Source organism: Sphingobacterium sp. SYP-B4668 (genome assembly GCF_027627455.1).
In the GTDB taxonomy this organism is placed as follows: Bacteria; Bacteroidota; Bacteroidia; order Sphingobacteriales; family Sphingobacteriaceae; genus Sphingobacterium.
Genome location: NZ_CP115483.1, coordinates 3,095,456 through 3,110,862, shown reverse-complemented (window position 1 = coordinate 3,110,862; position 15,407 = coordinate 3,095,456). Strand labels below are relative to the sequence as shown.

The window sequence follows — 15,407 nt, the reverse complement described above, 5'->3', positions numbered from 1 at the left end:
GTCTGGGCCAGTTGCGTACGAATACCGCTAAGTTATGTAGTTCCTCTAATTCATTCCGTTTTTGGCATCTTTCAACGTTTTTTTAGCTCTCAGCCTTATTTCTTTTGGTAATAATTTGAAATTGGCATCTTGCACTTCACGATACTCATCCTCCTCCTGAAACGGAATCCAACCCGTAATTTTTGATTTTGTAAATGCTTTTTTACCTAGACCTGTGTACACGATAACTTTCAACGGCTTGGCATCCAATCCGTCCGACTCTTCAAAATAGGTAAGATAGAACTCCGGAAAACCGTCCTTGTTTGCATCGTCGATTTCACAGAAATTAAGGAGATATTTAGGTTGAACCAAACCACCGGCAAAGTCTTTAAAGGTCATCTTTTGAATCAATCCGCCGTGATCCTCCACAAAAATACCCGAGTGTAGATCCTTTGGCTGTTCGTCCAAATAAGCCAGGTTTGTAGCTTTGCTATCGTTCAAGAACCAGATATAGCTTCCATAGTTAGGGACAAAAGATTTGATGATCATCACCGGACTTCCTGGCAATGGATTGCCAACATCTTCGATAATCTCATGGTATTTATTATCTGAAGAAAAATAGACTTCTGTTCGTATTTGCGCAAAAGATGATACACTTAGCAAACAAGCAGCGGCCGGCAATAGCTTTCTAAAAATCATTTTATAGTAGTTTGAATTTATTGCTTAATTCTCTTTGTATTCTTTTCCAGAGTAAATATCGATATAATAATAAATAATTTGCCCCGAATTTAATTTAACATGCACTAGGCCATCCGAGTTTATGGATTGATAAGACTTAGATCCGATACTTCTTTTATTCTTGTTATCATAGAGTGTATATAGGTCATTTTCCTCTTTTTGAAGAGCATATATCTGTTTATCAGTATCCAATATTGATATCGTACGATATTCAGGCTTTATCTCCCAAGTCTTTGTGTTACTGTTCCACAGGCCCATAGTTTTCGTTTGTTTTTCGCCTTCCATTCGGACAAAGTATAAATCACCCATCCCTTCATAAAAGCTTATTTTTCCGATTTTCCAATTATTGTCTATGAATCTATCGGGAAAAATCATCTTCCTGTCTGGCCAAACCAAGTTCCCCACCCGATCCAGCACTTTAAAATTATAGCTGTCAATGGAATCCACCACATTTCCTTTGGTATCTACATACAGCCAATCAAATGCCCAAATAGCATGATCGTAATTAAAAACACCTAATAGAAAATAAGGCGAATTGGTTATGGAATACACCAAAGAGGTATTTTTAATGAAATCGATTTGCGATGAAGTTGCTTTTATAATTTCCTTGGGAAATACCTTTTCGTATTGTGGATACGGATAAACATCATTCGTTTTGCTGTCCACTAATAGTTTAGGAACTTCCGGGGCATATCGTTCCTTATTGATTTCATTGAGTAATATGCTTTCCTTTCCCAATTGTATAGAAAGGGTTTCAGAACCTTTTAGTCCGGTGTGTATAGCCTTTTTTTGAGTCAACTCATATATGGAAAAAGTTTCATTTGAAGCTTTGATAAAGCGTTTGTTTTCGAGCAATTCGGCAACATTGTTTTCGACTTTGTTTAAGCGGTTTTTTTTGATTTCATAAACCATTCCGTTCCAAAACACGTGATTTTCATCTATAGAAGTGAAATTTATATAGTAATTATCGTCCTGGTATGGAACATCCTTACGGAGGATGATTTGCTTGGTTTCCAACACGCCAATCTCGACTTTATGGTAGGTTTGTTCTTTTTTGATACCGCCTCCTAGAATATTCCAATGCCACTTCCAGATAGGCATTTTCTTTTCGTGTTCAATTTCCTTTTTATAAAAGGTAAGCCCGTTTACAACATTTAAATTGATGTTGTATGCTGAAAAATCCAATACTATTTTTCCATTTTCATCTATAATCGCATATTCATTTTTTTTATTTTCAACAACTGCAAACCCAGTAGCGGTATATAGGGATGCACTTCGGAAGTTTTGGTTCGTGATAGGCTTCAAACTCTCTTTATCCACATAGATATAGGAAGTCTGGTTCGTTAAGAATGGGATACTATTTATAGTCTTCATTTTTGAAGGAACTGGCGGAGGATTATCTTTATTTTCTTGTGTGCAAGCCGTAGCTGAAGCTAATACCATAAGGATACTAAATGCTGTTGTTTTCATGTTTCAAAATCTCTTTCATCATACTCGTCAATGATAGATAGATTTGAAGAACTAGTCAATCCCTATTATCGGCTATATTTTTGAAGAATATATTTTTCATCAATCGGTCTTCTACGCAGGGTGTCAGACTTTACATATAGAAAGACAATTATGGACAGAGTCACCTCTTTTAGAGAACAAAATCATGATATCGGTCAAGTATGGAGGGCTTCGTCTCTAGATGACGCCCCATCAACTTCGCCCTTTGTTCGTCCATTGTTCGGTGCTCCACCACCTCAGCTTAACCTCTGCATAACCAAATCATTACCTCTTCACCACGAAAAAGGTGAGGATAAGGTAGTAACAAGGTGGTCGGAAGGTAATAAAGCTCCGAAGCGGGGGCGAACAGCTTCCAAAGAATGTCCGAAAAAGATAGCAAAAGTAGGAGTGAGCCTTGCTCAAGCCTACGATGATTATAGGATGAGCCTACCTCGAGCCTGCAATGCCTATAGGATAAGCCTAGCTCAAGCCTGCAATGGCTATAGGATGAACCTTTCTATAGACTATCTATACACTGGTTTGAACCTGCAACAAGCCTCCGGTAAGTATTGGTTGAGTTTAGTGATAGTTCACCAAGGGTGCACTGATAGTGTACAGTTAGTTCACGGAAAAGGTACTGCAGATTCACCAAGAAGGTACTGCAGATTCACCAAGAAGGTACTAAAGAGCTACCAAAGAGGTACTGGACATCTACGAGCTGCTGGTAGGTGGATTGTGGATAAGGTGGGTATCAAGGGGCATACTGCGCTATCTTGGGTGCCGGAGGATAGAGAGGCTTCCGTTGCAGAGACTAAGATCAAAGATTGCTTCGTCGTACCTTCTTGCAATGAAAGTAAAGACATCCTGCAAAAGGAGATAGGATAATACTTTTGATATTAACGCATTTACAGGCGATTTGCGACATTGTTTTGACTTGAGCAATATTGTTGCGAGCGGGATCTTGAAGTCTCTTAGAAGGGTTTAATGGGTTTTATTCAAGGAAGTTACGATTCGTTATCTGAAGCTCATTACGCAAATCGCATTTCTCCGTACACAAGACTCTCATGTCTAGATGTTGTGGTTTAGTCTCTCTAAATTATTACATAGGTTGGGTAGGTGCATTTTGAATGATTATGTAAAATTAATATATAAGTTTACAAATATTAAAATTATGTTTATATTTTTGAGTTGCGTGAAGAGCTAAACTAGCAAAAGGATATCCTTGTACTAGTTGGGAGGGTTGTAGCGCATGAAAACCATTATGATCGTGAATAACAAATCTATTTAAGTAAAATACAAATGAGAAAAGGATTAACAATTACAATCGTGGCCGTGCTATGCAATGTCTTACTGTCTTTTGCTGCAGGTCCAAAGGCCAAAAGAGTGGTGATGATTGCCCTGGATGGAGTCTCTGTCGAAGTGGAATTGCAATAAACAAGTAGAGACATTTTAAGCAGCTTCTGTTTTATTTTTCATCATTTCTTTTTCAGCCTGAACTGGCGTTAGGTAATCGATTGATGAATGTCTTCTTTTTCTATTGTACCATACTTCGATATAATCAAACAGTTCAAGTTTTGCCTGTGCCCTGGTTTTAAATTTTCTGTGGTATACCATTTCTGTTTTTAAGGTTTTGAAGAAGCTTTCTGCAACGGCATTATCCCAACAGTTTCCTTTTCTTGACATACTTTGCAATACTGGCAGACCTTTAAAGCATCTACGGAACTCATTGCTGGCATATTGGATACCTCTGTCACTGTGAAAAATGAGTTCACAGTGCAACGGTCTGTTTTTTATAGCCATTTTCCATGCGTGTACAACAGTTGAACTGGCACTCATACTATTATCCATGCTCCAGCCAATTATTTTTCGATCCGCCAGGTCCATTATTATCGTCAGGTAGAGCCAGCCCTCACTAGTTCTGATATAGGTAATATCACTTACCCATTTCTCACCAATGCCAGTGGTGCTGAAATCCCTCAGCAGCAGGTTTGTGTTTACTGGATAAAGGTGGTTGGAATTGGTGGTAACCCTGTATCTTCGCTTCACTATACTTTTTATACCATTTCTACTCATCAGCTTGGCTATCCGTGGACGTGATACTTTTACACCTTCCGCATTTAATTCCTTGGTTATTCTCGGACTGCCATAACGCCCCTTGCTCATTGAATACACTACTTTGAGCTTATCCAACAGTTCGGCGTTCTGCCGTTGCCAGAAACCTACTGGATCTTTGGACCATTTATAATAGGCACTACTGGTAATCCCAAAAAATAACGACATCTTCTCTACGGGGTAAATTGATTTATGATCAGCTATAAATCTGTATACCTCCCGTCTCCCTTGGAGAAGATGCCTACTACCTTTTTTAATATATCACGTTCCAGTTCGGCATTCTTTAGTGCCTTTTTCAATCTCCTGATTTCCATCTGCTCTTCACTAAGACCTATTATATCCATCATGATCTTACCTCCATTGAAAGCTGGATTATTACGCCATTTACTTAGTCTTGAAGGATCCAAATCCAGCTCAATAGCTGCTTCCTTTACCGAATTCTTTAATCTGGACAATTCAACGGCCATCTTTTTGAATTCATCATCAAATACCCTGTGTTTCATATTAGTCAAATTTAAAATTACATTTCAAATCTGCTCTATAAAATGTCTCTACTCAAAGGTAGCAACTCCAGTTATTGGCAATTATAACAATCGGAAGGCTTATCATATCAATTACAAAAGAGAGTGGGAAAGTGGATGGGCGCAGAAGCGTATAGATTCGTTATTGTCCATTGCTCCGGTGCTTCGGGATGGTGGGACAATACACCTAGATGCGTGGATAGCACGAGAAAGTGAAGGCCATGGCGAAAGCAAGACGCTCGAGATTGAATACCAAAAAAAAGTAGCCGATTACTGGCTAAGCAAGGGGATAGACCCCACAACGGAATGGGTGATGGACTACATGCGGGGACGGGTGCCTTACTACTGGCATTTTAATAGACGTACTCAACAGGACTATATGAACGACCCTGCAAGATTGGTAACGGGTGGACATCTTAATCCGGATTTGAAACAGAGCGAATTTGATCTTGAATTTCTGTTTGGAACAAGTATGTACGGTGAGAATATCTTCCCAAGAAAACCAGCTGCTATCGTTCAGAATGAATGGATATCTGATTTCAATAGGGATTTTTACCTCAATTTTCTCCAATATGCTTTTTTAAATCGATTAACCCGATTGAGGGTAGATGGCAAGGGTAAGAGTAGGGTCGCGTATTACGACCATAATGTGGAGGTGAGCATGGGGGATAGTACAGTACGTCAGCAGGATTTACTCCTGCGGAATCATAACACCGTTTTCTTCCCAATCGTATGGCAAGAGGAGAAGCAGATAGGTCTATATAGCAATAAAGCACAATTGCTGAAAAGAAAATTGCCGAAGGAGTGGGATGGTGTGCATACTGTAACCCTCTACAAGGTGGATGCGGTTGGCTTACAGGCAGTAGGAGAGGTTAATATCGTGAATGGAACATTTCAACTGAGAATGGAAGGGGGAATTCCATACCTCATCAAACCTAAGGATTAATCAACTTAGCTACACCCCTTGGAGGATTGTTCTGCCAATGGGAGCGGTAGATGCGAAAGACATGATCGTCATTATGAATTCAAGAAGAAGAGATTTTATAAAATTAGCTCAGGTAAAAAGGTATGCTATTCTGACAGATACATACCGCGGGTTATTCCCTTCAGATCATTTTCCTGTGGTAGCCGATTTGAAACTACGATAACACCAGGAAAGATTGAGGCAAATCAGTCGCTACATGAAATAAATCAAGACGTAAATAAGCAACTAATATTTATTTAACAACAATGAAATACAGATACATCACACTCACACTGATGGCTCTTCTGTCTAGCTTGGTGGCAATGGCACAATATCAGATGGATTTAAAAAATGTGAATGCCCATCCATTAAGTTATTTGAATAAGCAAAGTTTCGGTCCCAAGGGTAAGGAAATTCGGATCAATAATATCTACATGGAGGAAGCAGGGAAACCTGTCCTTCCGGTCATGGGCGAATTTCACTATGTGCGTATGGACCGTCGCTTTTGGTGGGATGCGCTATTGAAGATGAAAGCTTCTGGAGTCAACATGGTCTCCACCTATGTGATGTGGAGCCTACATGAAGAGGTCGAAGGTCAGCAAAACTGGAAGGGTAATCATGACTTGAGACATTTTATAAAATTATGTGCAGAGCTGGACTTAAAGGTGCACATTCGTATTGGTCCTTATTGTAACGCGGAGATAAGGAACGGTGCTCTTCCACAGTGGATTGTTGATAATAAAGCACTTGTAACCAGGAGTAATGACCCAATTTACTTAAACTATTCGCGTAAATGGTATGAAAGTGTCTATAACCAAGTGCAAGGGTTGTTGTATAAGGATGGGGGGCCAATCATGGCGGTACAGCTGGAGAACGAATTTGTCAAGCAAGGATTGGTCATCTCTCATCTAATGAACCTTAAGAAAATGGCACTTGAGGTGGGGCTTGATGTGCCTCTTTACACCATGACGCATTGGATGGATAGCGAATACCCAAAAGGGGAAATAGTGCCCTATGCTGGCTTTTATATCGAGACGCCCTGGGTGACCAATCATGGAAAAATGACTGAAGCGACTAACTTTGAATACTTTACCTACAATAGGCTTTCTGATAATATTGGGACGGATATCATCAAGATTGAGGGGGGCGTCGAGTCTTTTGACGGGTCCAAAAGCGATTCACCATTCTTTACCTGCGAGATTGGAGTCGGAGCGCCAACATTCTACCGAAGGAGAGCGGTCGTACCGGAGGGGATGGCGGGAGAGAATATCAATCTACGCTTAGGAACGGGGGTAAATCTCATGGGCTACTACATGTATGTAGGGGGGACCAACCCTAAGGGGGAAAAGGATACGTACGGTACAGGTCCATATTTCGGCTACGACTATCAAGCACCTATCCGCGAATTTGGGACACTGGGTGTCGTGATGAAAGAAACCAAAAAGTTGAACTATTTCATGAATGACTTCGGTTCGAAATTAGCGCCAATGTTGGCATATCTTCCGATCAGTAATAAGGATAGGAACAATCTGCAGTGGTCTGTTCGGTCGGATGGCCAAGCGGGCTATCTTTTTGTTTCGAACCATCTGTATCGATACGACAGACCACAATATGATGGGGTGCAGTTCAAGCTAAAGCTCAAAAACGAAGATTTGACCTTCCCACGTAAACCGGTGTCTATCGTCAATAAATCTTACTTTTTATGGCCGTTTAACTTAGACATGAAGGGTGTAACCTTGAAATATGGCACGGCACAACCCATCACCACACATCAGGAAGGTAAGGTGAAGACTTATTTCTTTTTTGAAGATGATGCAATAGCTACAGAGTACCTGATTGAGGCAAAAGGTGTGAAGACTGTGACGGCTCATGAAGCGAAAGTGACAAAGGAGAAAGACGGTTATTTCATATCGGATGTCGTTCCAGGAAAAGAATCGGTTGTCACGATTACGAAAGAGGACGGACAACAAATTTTATTGGTGACCCTGACACAGGAACAGTCAGATCACATTTGGAAGGGACAACAAGATAGTCAGGAGTTTGTAGCCCTTACAACTTCTTCTTTGGTAGTCAATGATAATAAGATCCAGATTACAGCAGAGCTGCCGACGCAACATATTGCGCTTTATCATGCGCGTGACAAAAAAAGATTTGTAGAGATGAACTACCATAGCCAAAAGGAAAAAACACCTAAGACCTCATACGTGACACTTAGCCCCATGCACCATGCGACCTGGATACAGGCCACTCAAGGTAAATCTATTAGCAAGACATTTGATGGAACTTCGCTATCCGAGGTGGTGGAAGCAACGCTGCGGTGCAGATCAGATATGAAGGTAAGTGTTTTGTGGAACGATAAGGAAGTGCAGTTGAGCTCTTTAGGAGAGTATAGTAAAGGGGATGTAAAGGGACAATTGCTGTCGGGGAGTAATACAATTCGATTTGAATCCGAAGGTGGATCCCCCAATGTCGTGGCAGAAATAGAGATTTTGTATAAAAATGGGGTGCGTAAGGTCTGGAACACCGACGATACATGGTTGAGCGACGGACAGCAGCCGGTACAAAAGTTGGAGGGCAAAGCTAAGCCCGCAGCATATGCAGCTGAAGAACGGTTAGGGTTATTTGAATTTAGCTTGCCCGACCTAGCGGACTTGGATAACGAAGTGCGTTTGGAAGTAAGTTTTTATGGAGACGTCGCTACTGCTTATATTGGTCCTGAGCCATCTACCGATTGCTACAACGACGGTACCCCATGGGTACTGGGGGTATCACGGCATAAAGAGCAACTCCAGGGGAATCCCTTAACTCTTCGTATTAAAGGCTTCGGTCCATCGACCGATAATATCTTTTTGGAGGATAATGTTGATCGCATAAAAGGCCAGCACCCAGCCATACAAAAGCTAAACGTGGTGAAGGACTATACATATAGGGTAGAATAACGAATTATTTATAATGTAGTAAGTGTGTCAGGGAGTGGTCGCATATTCAGTAGAAAATGTTGCGCTCCTTTTTCGAGAAAAGGAACAATCAGAAAGTGAAGAAAAAGAGAGTAATATCAAAAAAACAAGAGTGGGCAAAAACTAATTCGACCCACTCTTGTTCCACCTAAATACTAAATACTAAATACTAAATACTAAATACTATTTCGTCACTTGTGTAGAATCCAGCGCACCTGGTGTTTTGCTGTAGGTGCCTGCTAGGCTTGCACCACCCGAACAATAAAAATTAAGGATGGCCGAATCATCTGGATTTGCTGCCGATACCGTTACGGAAGTAGTGTTGAATGTAAACAACACTTGCTTGCCCTGTAATGTAGCTTGGTACAGACCCTCCTCTATTTTACTGGCATTTGCATCCAGGGTACAGGTTGGTTTTTTCTTGTCCCCTCTAGACCGGACTTGTATAGCAATGGTGCTGCTATCTGTACTGGTCACCGAGATGCCTACCCAATCATACCCCTCATTACGTTTTTCATAATCGGGGGTGACATAGCTGCCAGCTACTACTAGTGGTGCTATGGCGTTCTTTTCTGCCCGCTGTTCACTGGATTTAGTGGTCTGTTCGTTACAGCTCGCGAGTGCTAAAAAGGCTACTCCCGATAATGCCATGCTTTTTAATATATTCATAATGACGTCAATTGAATGTTATCTATACAGATATAGCAAAAGACACACCAAATTGTTATAAAATGCAATCGATAGGGGAATAAATTGGAAATGAGAGTGGATAAATTCAATTGGGGTGGAAAAAGGATAATATAGCGTCTCCAAACGTTAATATAGCGTCAAAAGTTGCCTATAGCAATCCTTATATTTACAAATCCGTAGACCAGGACAAATAAACAAGATTTTGAAACAAATACCTACTACTTTATATTAAGATGCTCAAAAAAAATATACTATTGATACTTTTAACACTGTGCTTATCAGGTGGATTGATGGCGCAAGATGAAGCAAAAAGTTATAAATTGGAAAATTATGGAGTGGTGCCAAATACGGGTATAAACAATACGCCCTTGCTGATTGCCGCTCTCCAGAAAATCAAAGCAGAAGCGGATGGACAGCCGGTCGTTATACTATTCAAGAAAGGGCGATATGACTTTCATCCGGATGGTGCTGTGAAGCGAGAATATTACATTTCGAACCATGATCAGGACAATCCCAAGACAGTCGGTATTCCATTGGAAGACTTTGAACAGATGACCCTGGACGGACAAGGGGCCGATTTGATATTCCATGGGCGCATGCTTCCTATTGCGATGATTGCCAATAAGCAGGTGAAAATTAAAGATCTAAGCATCGATTTTGAAAAGCCACAGATAGCGCAGGTTAAGATTATTGAAAATGACAGCATCAATGGTACTATTATATTCGAAACGGCACCATGGGTGACCTACAAGATACAAGACAGCACCTTTTACAATAGCGGCGAAGGTTGGGAGATGAGGCCGACCTCTGGGATAGCCTTTGAGGGTGATACCAAACGTATTGTGTACAACAGCGGGGACCTACAGGTAGGGACCAAAGGTGTTAGTGAAATAGCCCCCGGGCGTATTAAAGCCCATCACTGGAAAAATCCACAACTCATCCCCGGCACAGTCATCGCGATGCGGGGTGGATATAGACCGGCACCAGGAATATTTGTACATAAGGGGGAGAATATAAGCTTTGAAAATGTAAAGGTACACTATGCGGAGGGAATGGGATTATTGGCCCAACTGACCGAAAATATAGATATGGATGGATTTAGTGTATGTTTACGAGGGCAGAAGGATCCGCGATACTTTACAACACAAGCGGATGCAACCCACTTTTCGGGCTGCAAAGGACGTCTTGTCTCTAAGAATGGGCTGTACGAAGGAATGATGGACGATGCCATTAATATCCATGGAACCTATCTCAAGATGATTAAACGCTTGGACGATCGAACGGTATTGGCGAGCTATATGCACAGGCAGTCTTTTGGATTTGATTGGGGATATACGGGGGATAGCGTACAGTTTATAAAATCAAAGACCATGGAATTGTGGACCGAGCAGAACAGTATCCAATCGATTACGCCTATGCGCGATCATGATGACACGCCTATAAAGGAATTTAAGATTCGATTTGTAAAGGCCTTGGGCAACGATATCAATCCAGACAGGGTGGATGTCGGAATAGAGAATCTAACTTGGACCCCGTCAGTAGTCTTTACCGGTAATACCGTGCGCAACAATAGGGCTAGGGGAGCACTGTTCAGCACGCCAAAGCCCACATTGGTAGCATACAATTTATTTGACCATACCTCTGGGTGTGCGATATTGCTGTGTGGTGATAGCAACGGTTGGTACGAAACCGGATCGTGCCGGGATATCATAATCCGCAACAACAAATTTGTCAATGCGTTGACGAGTATGTATCAATTTACGTCAGCCGTAATCTCCATCTATCCCGAAATTCCCGATTTGGCTAATCAAATACAGTATTTCCACTCGGGTATCCGCATTGAAAATAATGAATTCGAGACCTTTGACACGCCTATCCTGTATGCCAAATCGGTCGATGGGATTACATTCAAGCGCAACAGAATAAAAACAAACCAACAATATCCAGCTTTCCATCGTAACAAAAGGCGGGTGCTGTTCGAGCGTGTAGTGAACGCCGAGGTCGTCGATAATAAAATGGATGGAAAAAAAGTCAATCTGCTGAAATAGTAACGATGCATAGGAGTTTGCTTGATGAAGAGATGTCTAAAGAAAGGTTGCCTTGCTTAATAAGGCATCTTTTGGTCAGTAGCAGGGACAGCATTTCCAATCTATTTCTACTTGAATCCTGCAAGTCATATTCGACGGGAAAACAAAAAATGTATAGTCGTGTTTTACACTTGTGATGTGTAGATGTCACCTATCCATTGTTAACAGATGCATGATTAACCTCTTTTTTACACAATTCTAACATATAAAGTGGTTCTTAATACTATGTTAACATTAGGGTAAAGTTGTCTTTACAATAAAGCAGCACTTTTGTAGCGATGAAACACATGAGGAATTATCGTATTACCTACTTCGGGGTTGTCGTACTGCTTTTTGCGTACGGATGTACATCTAAAGACCATTCCATTAAAATGAAAGGGTCGGACACCGAAGTGAATTTGGCCGTCAATCTGGCCGAGAAGTTTACAGAAATCGATCCCAGTTTCAACATCGCGATATCGGGTGGCGGATCTGGATTAGGGATTACTTCTTTGTTGAACGGACAGGCAGACATTGCAAATTCCTCCCGACCACTATCCGGAGAAGAGGTCCAACAATTCAAAGACAAGAACATCGATCTTAAAACCGTCATCTTTGCTGAGGATGCCACGGCTTTTATCGTACATAAAGACTTGCCGCTCAATGAAGTCGACCTGAAGACCTTAGGGCAAATTTTAGATGGGACCATCAAGAATTGGAATGAATTGACCTCCGTCAATATGCCCATCAATATCTATGGGCGCCAAAGCAGCTCAGGAACCTATTCCTTTGTGAAGAAAAAGCTTAAGATTGAATTTTCTGCAGCCGCAAAAGAGATGACTGGCAACGCGCAAATCATCGAAGGGGTCAAAGCCGATAAATCAGGCGTCGGTTATATCGGAGCGGGCTATGTGGCTGACGATCCGGAAGCCAAGCAGGGCGTTCGCATCGTCAAGATTAAAGAAACACCTACCAGTGTAGCCTATTCGCCAAATGATCTGCAGGCGATAAATAATAGTCAATATTTTTTCCAGCGCCCATTATACCAATTTATCTTGGCCAGTTCATGGGAGAAGGTCAAGCCATTCATCGATTTCGAACGAAGTGAGAAGGGCAAGCAGATGATCAAAGAGCATGGTTATTATATCAAAGAAAGATAACGTAGTGTCATACACTATACTATACCCTATAAAGCGAATACAAAAACTATGAAATATAAGACTCGATTATCTTTGGATGTGGCCTTTAAATATATTTTTAAAGTTACCGGACTTTTGGTGTTGGCCGCATTGGGGGGGATATTGGCGATGCTAATCTACAATTCCCTTTCTTTCTTCTCAGATGTGCGTCCATTGGATTTTATTACTGGGATGGAATGGAACCCCACGGGTAAGAATCCCAAGTATGGTCTGTTACCTTTAATTCTGAGTACGACATTGGTTACTATTGGTGCGATGGTGATTGCCATTCCTTTAGGGATTGGTACAGCGGCATTCATCTCCGAATATGCGAGCCCTAAATTGAAGACAATCTTGAAACCTACTATTGAGATGCTAGCGGCAATCCCCTCTGTAGTAATTGGTTTTCTAGGTATTGTATTGGTAGGTCCGGGTATTGCAAATTTGGTGGGGCTACCGAATGGGTTGAATGCACTTAACGGAGCAATACTATTAGCTGTTATGGCTTTGCCAACGATAATTACCGTAGCTGAAGATGCCATTCATGCGGTGCCAAAAACCTATAAAGAGGCGAGTTACGGTGTGGGGGCTACCAAGTGGCAGACTTTATGTTTTGTGGTCATTCCGGCTGCAGCACCAGGTATTATTGCAGCAGTAATGTTGGGAGTGGGACGGGCCATCGGGGAGACGATGACCGTACTCATGGCTACTGGGAATGCAGCTTTGCTCCCCGAGGGAATGTTTGATTCGGTCAAGACAATGACAGCAACTATAGCCATCGAGATGGGAGAGGTACCTTATAAAACGACCCATTATTTTGCCTTATACGCGATTGCTACTGTATTATTCTGCATGACGTTGATCGCCAATTTGGTAGGGGAGTATTTTATTAATCGTTTTAGGAAATATCATGCAGCGTAAGAAGTTTAAATTTACATCCATAATTGAATGGGGTACGCTCTTATTGAGCACAGGATTAGTGTGCCTTTTCTTGGTCATTATCCTTTGGGAAATCATCTCCAAGGGTGCAAGCTCCTTATCTTGGGAATTTATCGTGGATGTGCCGAGAGAAGGAATGACCAAAGGTGGTATCTTAACCCCAATTTTGGGAACAGTATTGTTGACCTTGCTAACGGCACTTTTTTCGATTCCATTTGGGGTATGCTGTGCCATTTATTTGAATGAATATGCGGAGGACAATTGGTTGACGCGTACGATCCGTGCAGCTATTCGTAACCTTTCGGGTGTACCCTCCATCATCTATGGTTTGTTTGGCTTGGCGCTGTTTGTGCAAGCGTTGCAGTTTGACACCTCTATGTTGTCTGCGGGATTGACATTGGGCTTATTGTCTCTGCCTTATATCATCACAACTACCGAAGAAGCATTGATGCGTATTCCGGCCAGTACACGAGAAGCGGCTCTGGCCGTGGGCGCCACCAAATTTGAAACCATCAAGGATGTGGTCTTGCCTTCGGCAATGTCGGGAATATTGACAGGCGTGGTGTTGACCCTTTCCAGAGCAGCAGGTGAAACGGCACCGATTCTCTTTACAGGTGCTGCTTTTTATATCAATGGTATGGGGGGAGCAATAGACAATGAATTCATGGCCCTTCCGTATCACCTATACATGCTCTCTACTCAGCATCAATCTATTGAGATGGTGCGTCCTATCGCCTACGGTACGGCATTAGTGTTAATTATTGTTGTCTTCTTATTGAATTTGACGGCTTTCTATATACGTTACAAATACAGAAAAAATGAAAATTAAGTTATCCGCAGAAAATCTACAGATTAGTTTTGGTCAAAAAGAAGTCTTGAAAAATATCAATGTTTCTTTTGCTGAGAATCAGATTACGGCTTTGATAGGACCTTCTGGTTGTGGCAAGAGTACATTGCTGCGGAGCTTCAACCGTATGCATGATCTTTCACCTGATGCCAAGATTACCGGTAGTCTTAAACTGGAAGACTTGGATCTATACGACAAGTCGGTGCCCGTGACCGAAATCAGAAAACGTATAGGGATGGTTTTCCAAAAGGCTAATCCGTTTCCGAAAAGCATCTATGAGAATATCGCCTACGGATTAAAAATCAATAACTTGCCCCACGGTAAGGACGTTATTGAAAAGGCCTTAAGGGAAGCATTTCTCTGGGAAGAAGTCAAAAATGATTTGAAAATGCCTGCTACCAGACTCTCTGGTGGTCAACAACAACGATTGTGTATAGCGAGAGCTGTGGCGCTCCGACCAGAGGTGATTTTGATGGATGAGCCGTGCTCGGCCCTGGATCCAGTGAGTACGTTGAAGATAGAGGAACTGATTTCGCATCTGAAAGAAAAATATACAATCGTAATCGTGACGCATAATATGCAACAGGCACAGCGTATTGCCGACAAAACCGTCTTTATGTATCTGGGAGAGGTGAAGGAGGAGGGACCGACTGAGCAAATATTCAATCATCCCAAAGAAGAAATGACCTTGAATTATATTAAAGGGAGTTTTGGATAGGCTTAGTCGTTAGTTTCAAAAAAATAGAATAGTGCTAGTCAGATATATAGCCGCTGGGGACTCCTTAGCGGCTATTGTTTTTTTAGAGGATAAGAATGTATTTATCGCCGCTAGCGTAATGATACCCTTAAGAAAGTCAATATAAGCTCATCATCTGCTAATTTAGTCTGTATGCAAATATATGATCTGCATTATATTTGTTGATACAGA

14 protein-coding genes are annotated in these 15,407 nt (G+C 41.6%); 9 read left to right on the top strand and 5 right to left on the bottom strand.

Annotated elements, in window-relative coordinates:
• Positions 1–45: 45 nt before the first annotated feature.
• Positions 46–678, bottom strand: a complete 633-nt coding sequence (locus OQ289_RS12995) for a hypothetical protein (protein ID WP_270087285.1) — start codon at positions 676–678, stop codon at positions 46–48.
• 24 nt (positions 679–702) lie between these two features.
• Positions 703–2,187 (bottom strand): hypothetical protein, encoded by a 1,485-nt coding sequence (locus OQ289_RS12990; protein ID WP_270087284.1) that lies wholly within the window; start codon positions 2,185–2,187, stop codon positions 703–705.
• A 150-nt stretch (positions 2,188–2,337) separates the two neighbouring features.
• On the opposite strand from OQ289_RS12990, the gene OQ289_RS12985 reads away from it, so the two are divergent.
• Together OQ289_RS12985 and OQ289_RS12980 are read left to right on the top strand one after the other, a co-directional pair.
• Complete coding sequence (locus OQ289_RS12985; protein ID WP_270087283.1) at positions 2,338–3,090, top strand: hypothetical protein; 753 nt, start codon at positions 2,338–2,340, stop codon at positions 3,088–3,090.
• Between the two features lie 414 nt (positions 3,091–3,504).
• A complete protein-coding gene (locus OQ289_RS12980; RefSeq protein WP_270087282.1) occupies positions 3,505–3,639 on the top strand; it encodes a hypothetical protein in 135 nt (44 codons plus the stop codon).
• A 15-nt stretch (positions 3,640–3,654) separates the two neighbouring features.
• On the opposite strand, the gene OQ289_RS12975 is transcribed toward OQ289_RS12980, so the two are convergent.
• Together OQ289_RS12975 and OQ289_RS22175 are read right to left on the bottom strand one after the other, a co-directional pair.
• The gene (locus OQ289_RS12975; RefSeq protein ID WP_443020442.1) at positions 3,655–4,521 is read right to left on the bottom strand and encodes an IS3 family transposase; all 867 of its coding nucleotides are present in this window, start codon (positions 4,519–4,521) and stop codon (positions 3,655–3,657) included.
• Entirely contained in the window at positions 4,518–4,820 is a 303-nt protein-coding gene (locus tag OQ289_RS22175) for a transposase (RefSeq protein ID WP_443020409.1), read from the bottom strand. Before OQ289_RS22175 ends, OQ289_RS12975 begins: the two co-directional genes overlap by 4 nt.
• Between OQ289_RS22175 and OQ289_RS12970 the strand changes: the two genes are divergently transcribed.
• Together OQ289_RS12970 and OQ289_RS12965 are read left to right on the top strand one after the other, a co-directional pair.
• Positions 4,789–5,784: a hypothetical protein gene (locus OQ289_RS12970; protein WP_270087281.1), complete on the top strand. Its 996-nt coding sequence runs from the start codon at positions 4,789–4,791 to the stop codon at positions 5,782–5,784. The two genes, OQ289_RS22175 and OQ289_RS12970, sit on opposite strands and share 32 nt — an antisense overlap.
• A gap of 284 nt (positions 5,785–6,068) precedes the next feature.
• Positions 6,069–8,741 carry a beta-galactosidase gene (locus OQ289_RS12965; protein WP_270087280.1) on the top strand — a complete coding sequence of 891 codons (2,673 nt, stop codon included), beginning with the start codon at positions 6,069–6,071 and terminating at the stop codon, positions 8,739–8,741.
• Between the two features lie 201 nt (positions 8,742–8,942).
• On the opposite strand, the gene OQ289_RS12960 is transcribed toward OQ289_RS12965, so the two are convergent.
• Positions 8,943–9,428, bottom strand: coding sequence for a hypothetical protein (locus OQ289_RS12960; RefSeq protein WP_270087279.1), 486 nt, complete (start codon positions 9,426–9,428; stop codon positions 8,943–8,945).
• 275 nt (positions 9,429–9,703) lie between these two features.
• Between OQ289_RS12960 and OQ289_RS12955 the strand changes: the two genes are divergently transcribed.
• The 5 genes from OQ289_RS12955 (at position 9,704) to pstB (ending at position 15,197) form a co-directional block, all read left to right on the top strand.
• On the top strand, positions 9,704–11,497 hold the full coding sequence (locus tag OQ289_RS12955; protein WP_270087278.1) for an alpha-1,3-galactosidase-related protein: 1,794 nt from the start codon (positions 9,704–9,706) through the stop codon (positions 11,495–11,497).
• A gap of 326 nt (positions 11,498–11,823) precedes the next feature.
• Positions 11,824–12,675: a PstS family phosphate ABC transporter substrate-binding protein gene (locus OQ289_RS12950; protein WP_270087277.1), complete on the top strand. Its 852-nt coding sequence runs from the start codon at positions 11,824–11,826 to the stop codon at positions 12,673–12,675.
• Between the two features lie 48 nt (positions 12,676–12,723).
• On the top strand, positions 12,724–13,614 hold the full coding sequence (gene pstC, locus OQ289_RS12945; protein WP_033562672.1) for a phosphate ABC transporter permease subunit PstC: 891 nt from the start codon (positions 12,724–12,726) through the stop codon (positions 13,612–13,614).
• Positions 13,604–14,461 carry a phosphate ABC transporter permease PstA gene (gene pstA, locus OQ289_RS12940; protein WP_033562671.1) on the top strand — a complete coding sequence of 286 codons (858 nt, stop codon included), beginning with the start codon at positions 13,604–13,606 and terminating at the stop codon, positions 14,459–14,461. The genes pstC and pstA overlap by 11 nt, the downstream gene beginning before the upstream one ends.
• The gene (gene pstB / locus OQ289_RS12935) at positions 14,451–15,197 is read left to right on the top strand and encodes a phosphate ABC transporter ATP-binding protein PstB (RefSeq protein ID WP_270087276.1); all 747 of its coding nucleotides are present in this window, start codon (positions 14,451–14,453) and stop codon (positions 15,195–15,197) included. Before pstA ends, pstB begins: the two co-directional genes overlap by 11 nt.
• Positions 15,198–15,407: the final 210 nt, after the last annotated feature.

Bases quoted from the DNA above. Each gene is read 5' to 3' on its own strand.
- OQ289_RS12995 (WP_270087285.1), bottom strand. From the start codon at position 678: ATGATTTTTAGAAAGCTATTGCCGGCCGCTGCTTGTTTGCTAAGTGTA.
- OQ289_RS12990 (WP_270087284.1), bottom strand. From the start codon at position 2,187: ATGAAAACAACAGCATTTAGTATCCTTATGGTATTAGCTTCAGCTACG.
- OQ289_RS12985 (WP_270087283.1), top strand. From the start codon at position 2,338: ATGGACAGAGTCACCTCTTTTAGAGAACAAAATCATGATATCGGTCAA.
- OQ289_RS12980 (WP_270087282.1), top strand. From the start codon at position 3,505: ATGAGAAAAGGATTAACAATTACAATCGTGGCCGTGCTATGCAATGTC.
- OQ289_RS22175 (WP_443020409.1), bottom strand. From the start codon at position 4,820: ATGAAACACAGGGTATTTGATGATGAATTCAAAAAGATGGCCGTTGAA.
- OQ289_RS12965 (WP_270087280.1), top strand. From the start codon at position 6,069: ATGAAATACAGATACATCACACTCACACTGATGGCTCTTCTGTCTAGC.
- OQ289_RS12960 (WP_270087279.1), bottom strand. From the start codon at position 9,428: ATGAATATATTAAAAAGCATGGCATTATCGGGAGTAGCCTTTTTAGCA.
- OQ289_RS12950 (WP_270087277.1), top strand. From the start codon at position 11,824: ATGAGGAATTATCGTATTACCTACTTCGGGGTTGTCGTACTGCTTTTT.
- pstC (WP_033562672.1), top strand. From the start codon at position 12,724: ATGAAATATAAGACTCGATTATCTTTGGATGTGGCCTTTAAATATATT.
- pstA (WP_033562671.1), top strand. From the start codon at position 13,604: ATGCAGCGTAAGAAGTTTAAATTTACATCCATAATTGAATGGGGTACG.
- pstB (WP_270087276.1), top strand. From the start codon at position 14,451: ATGAAAATTAAGTTATCCGCAGAAAATCTACAGATTAGTTTTGGTCAA.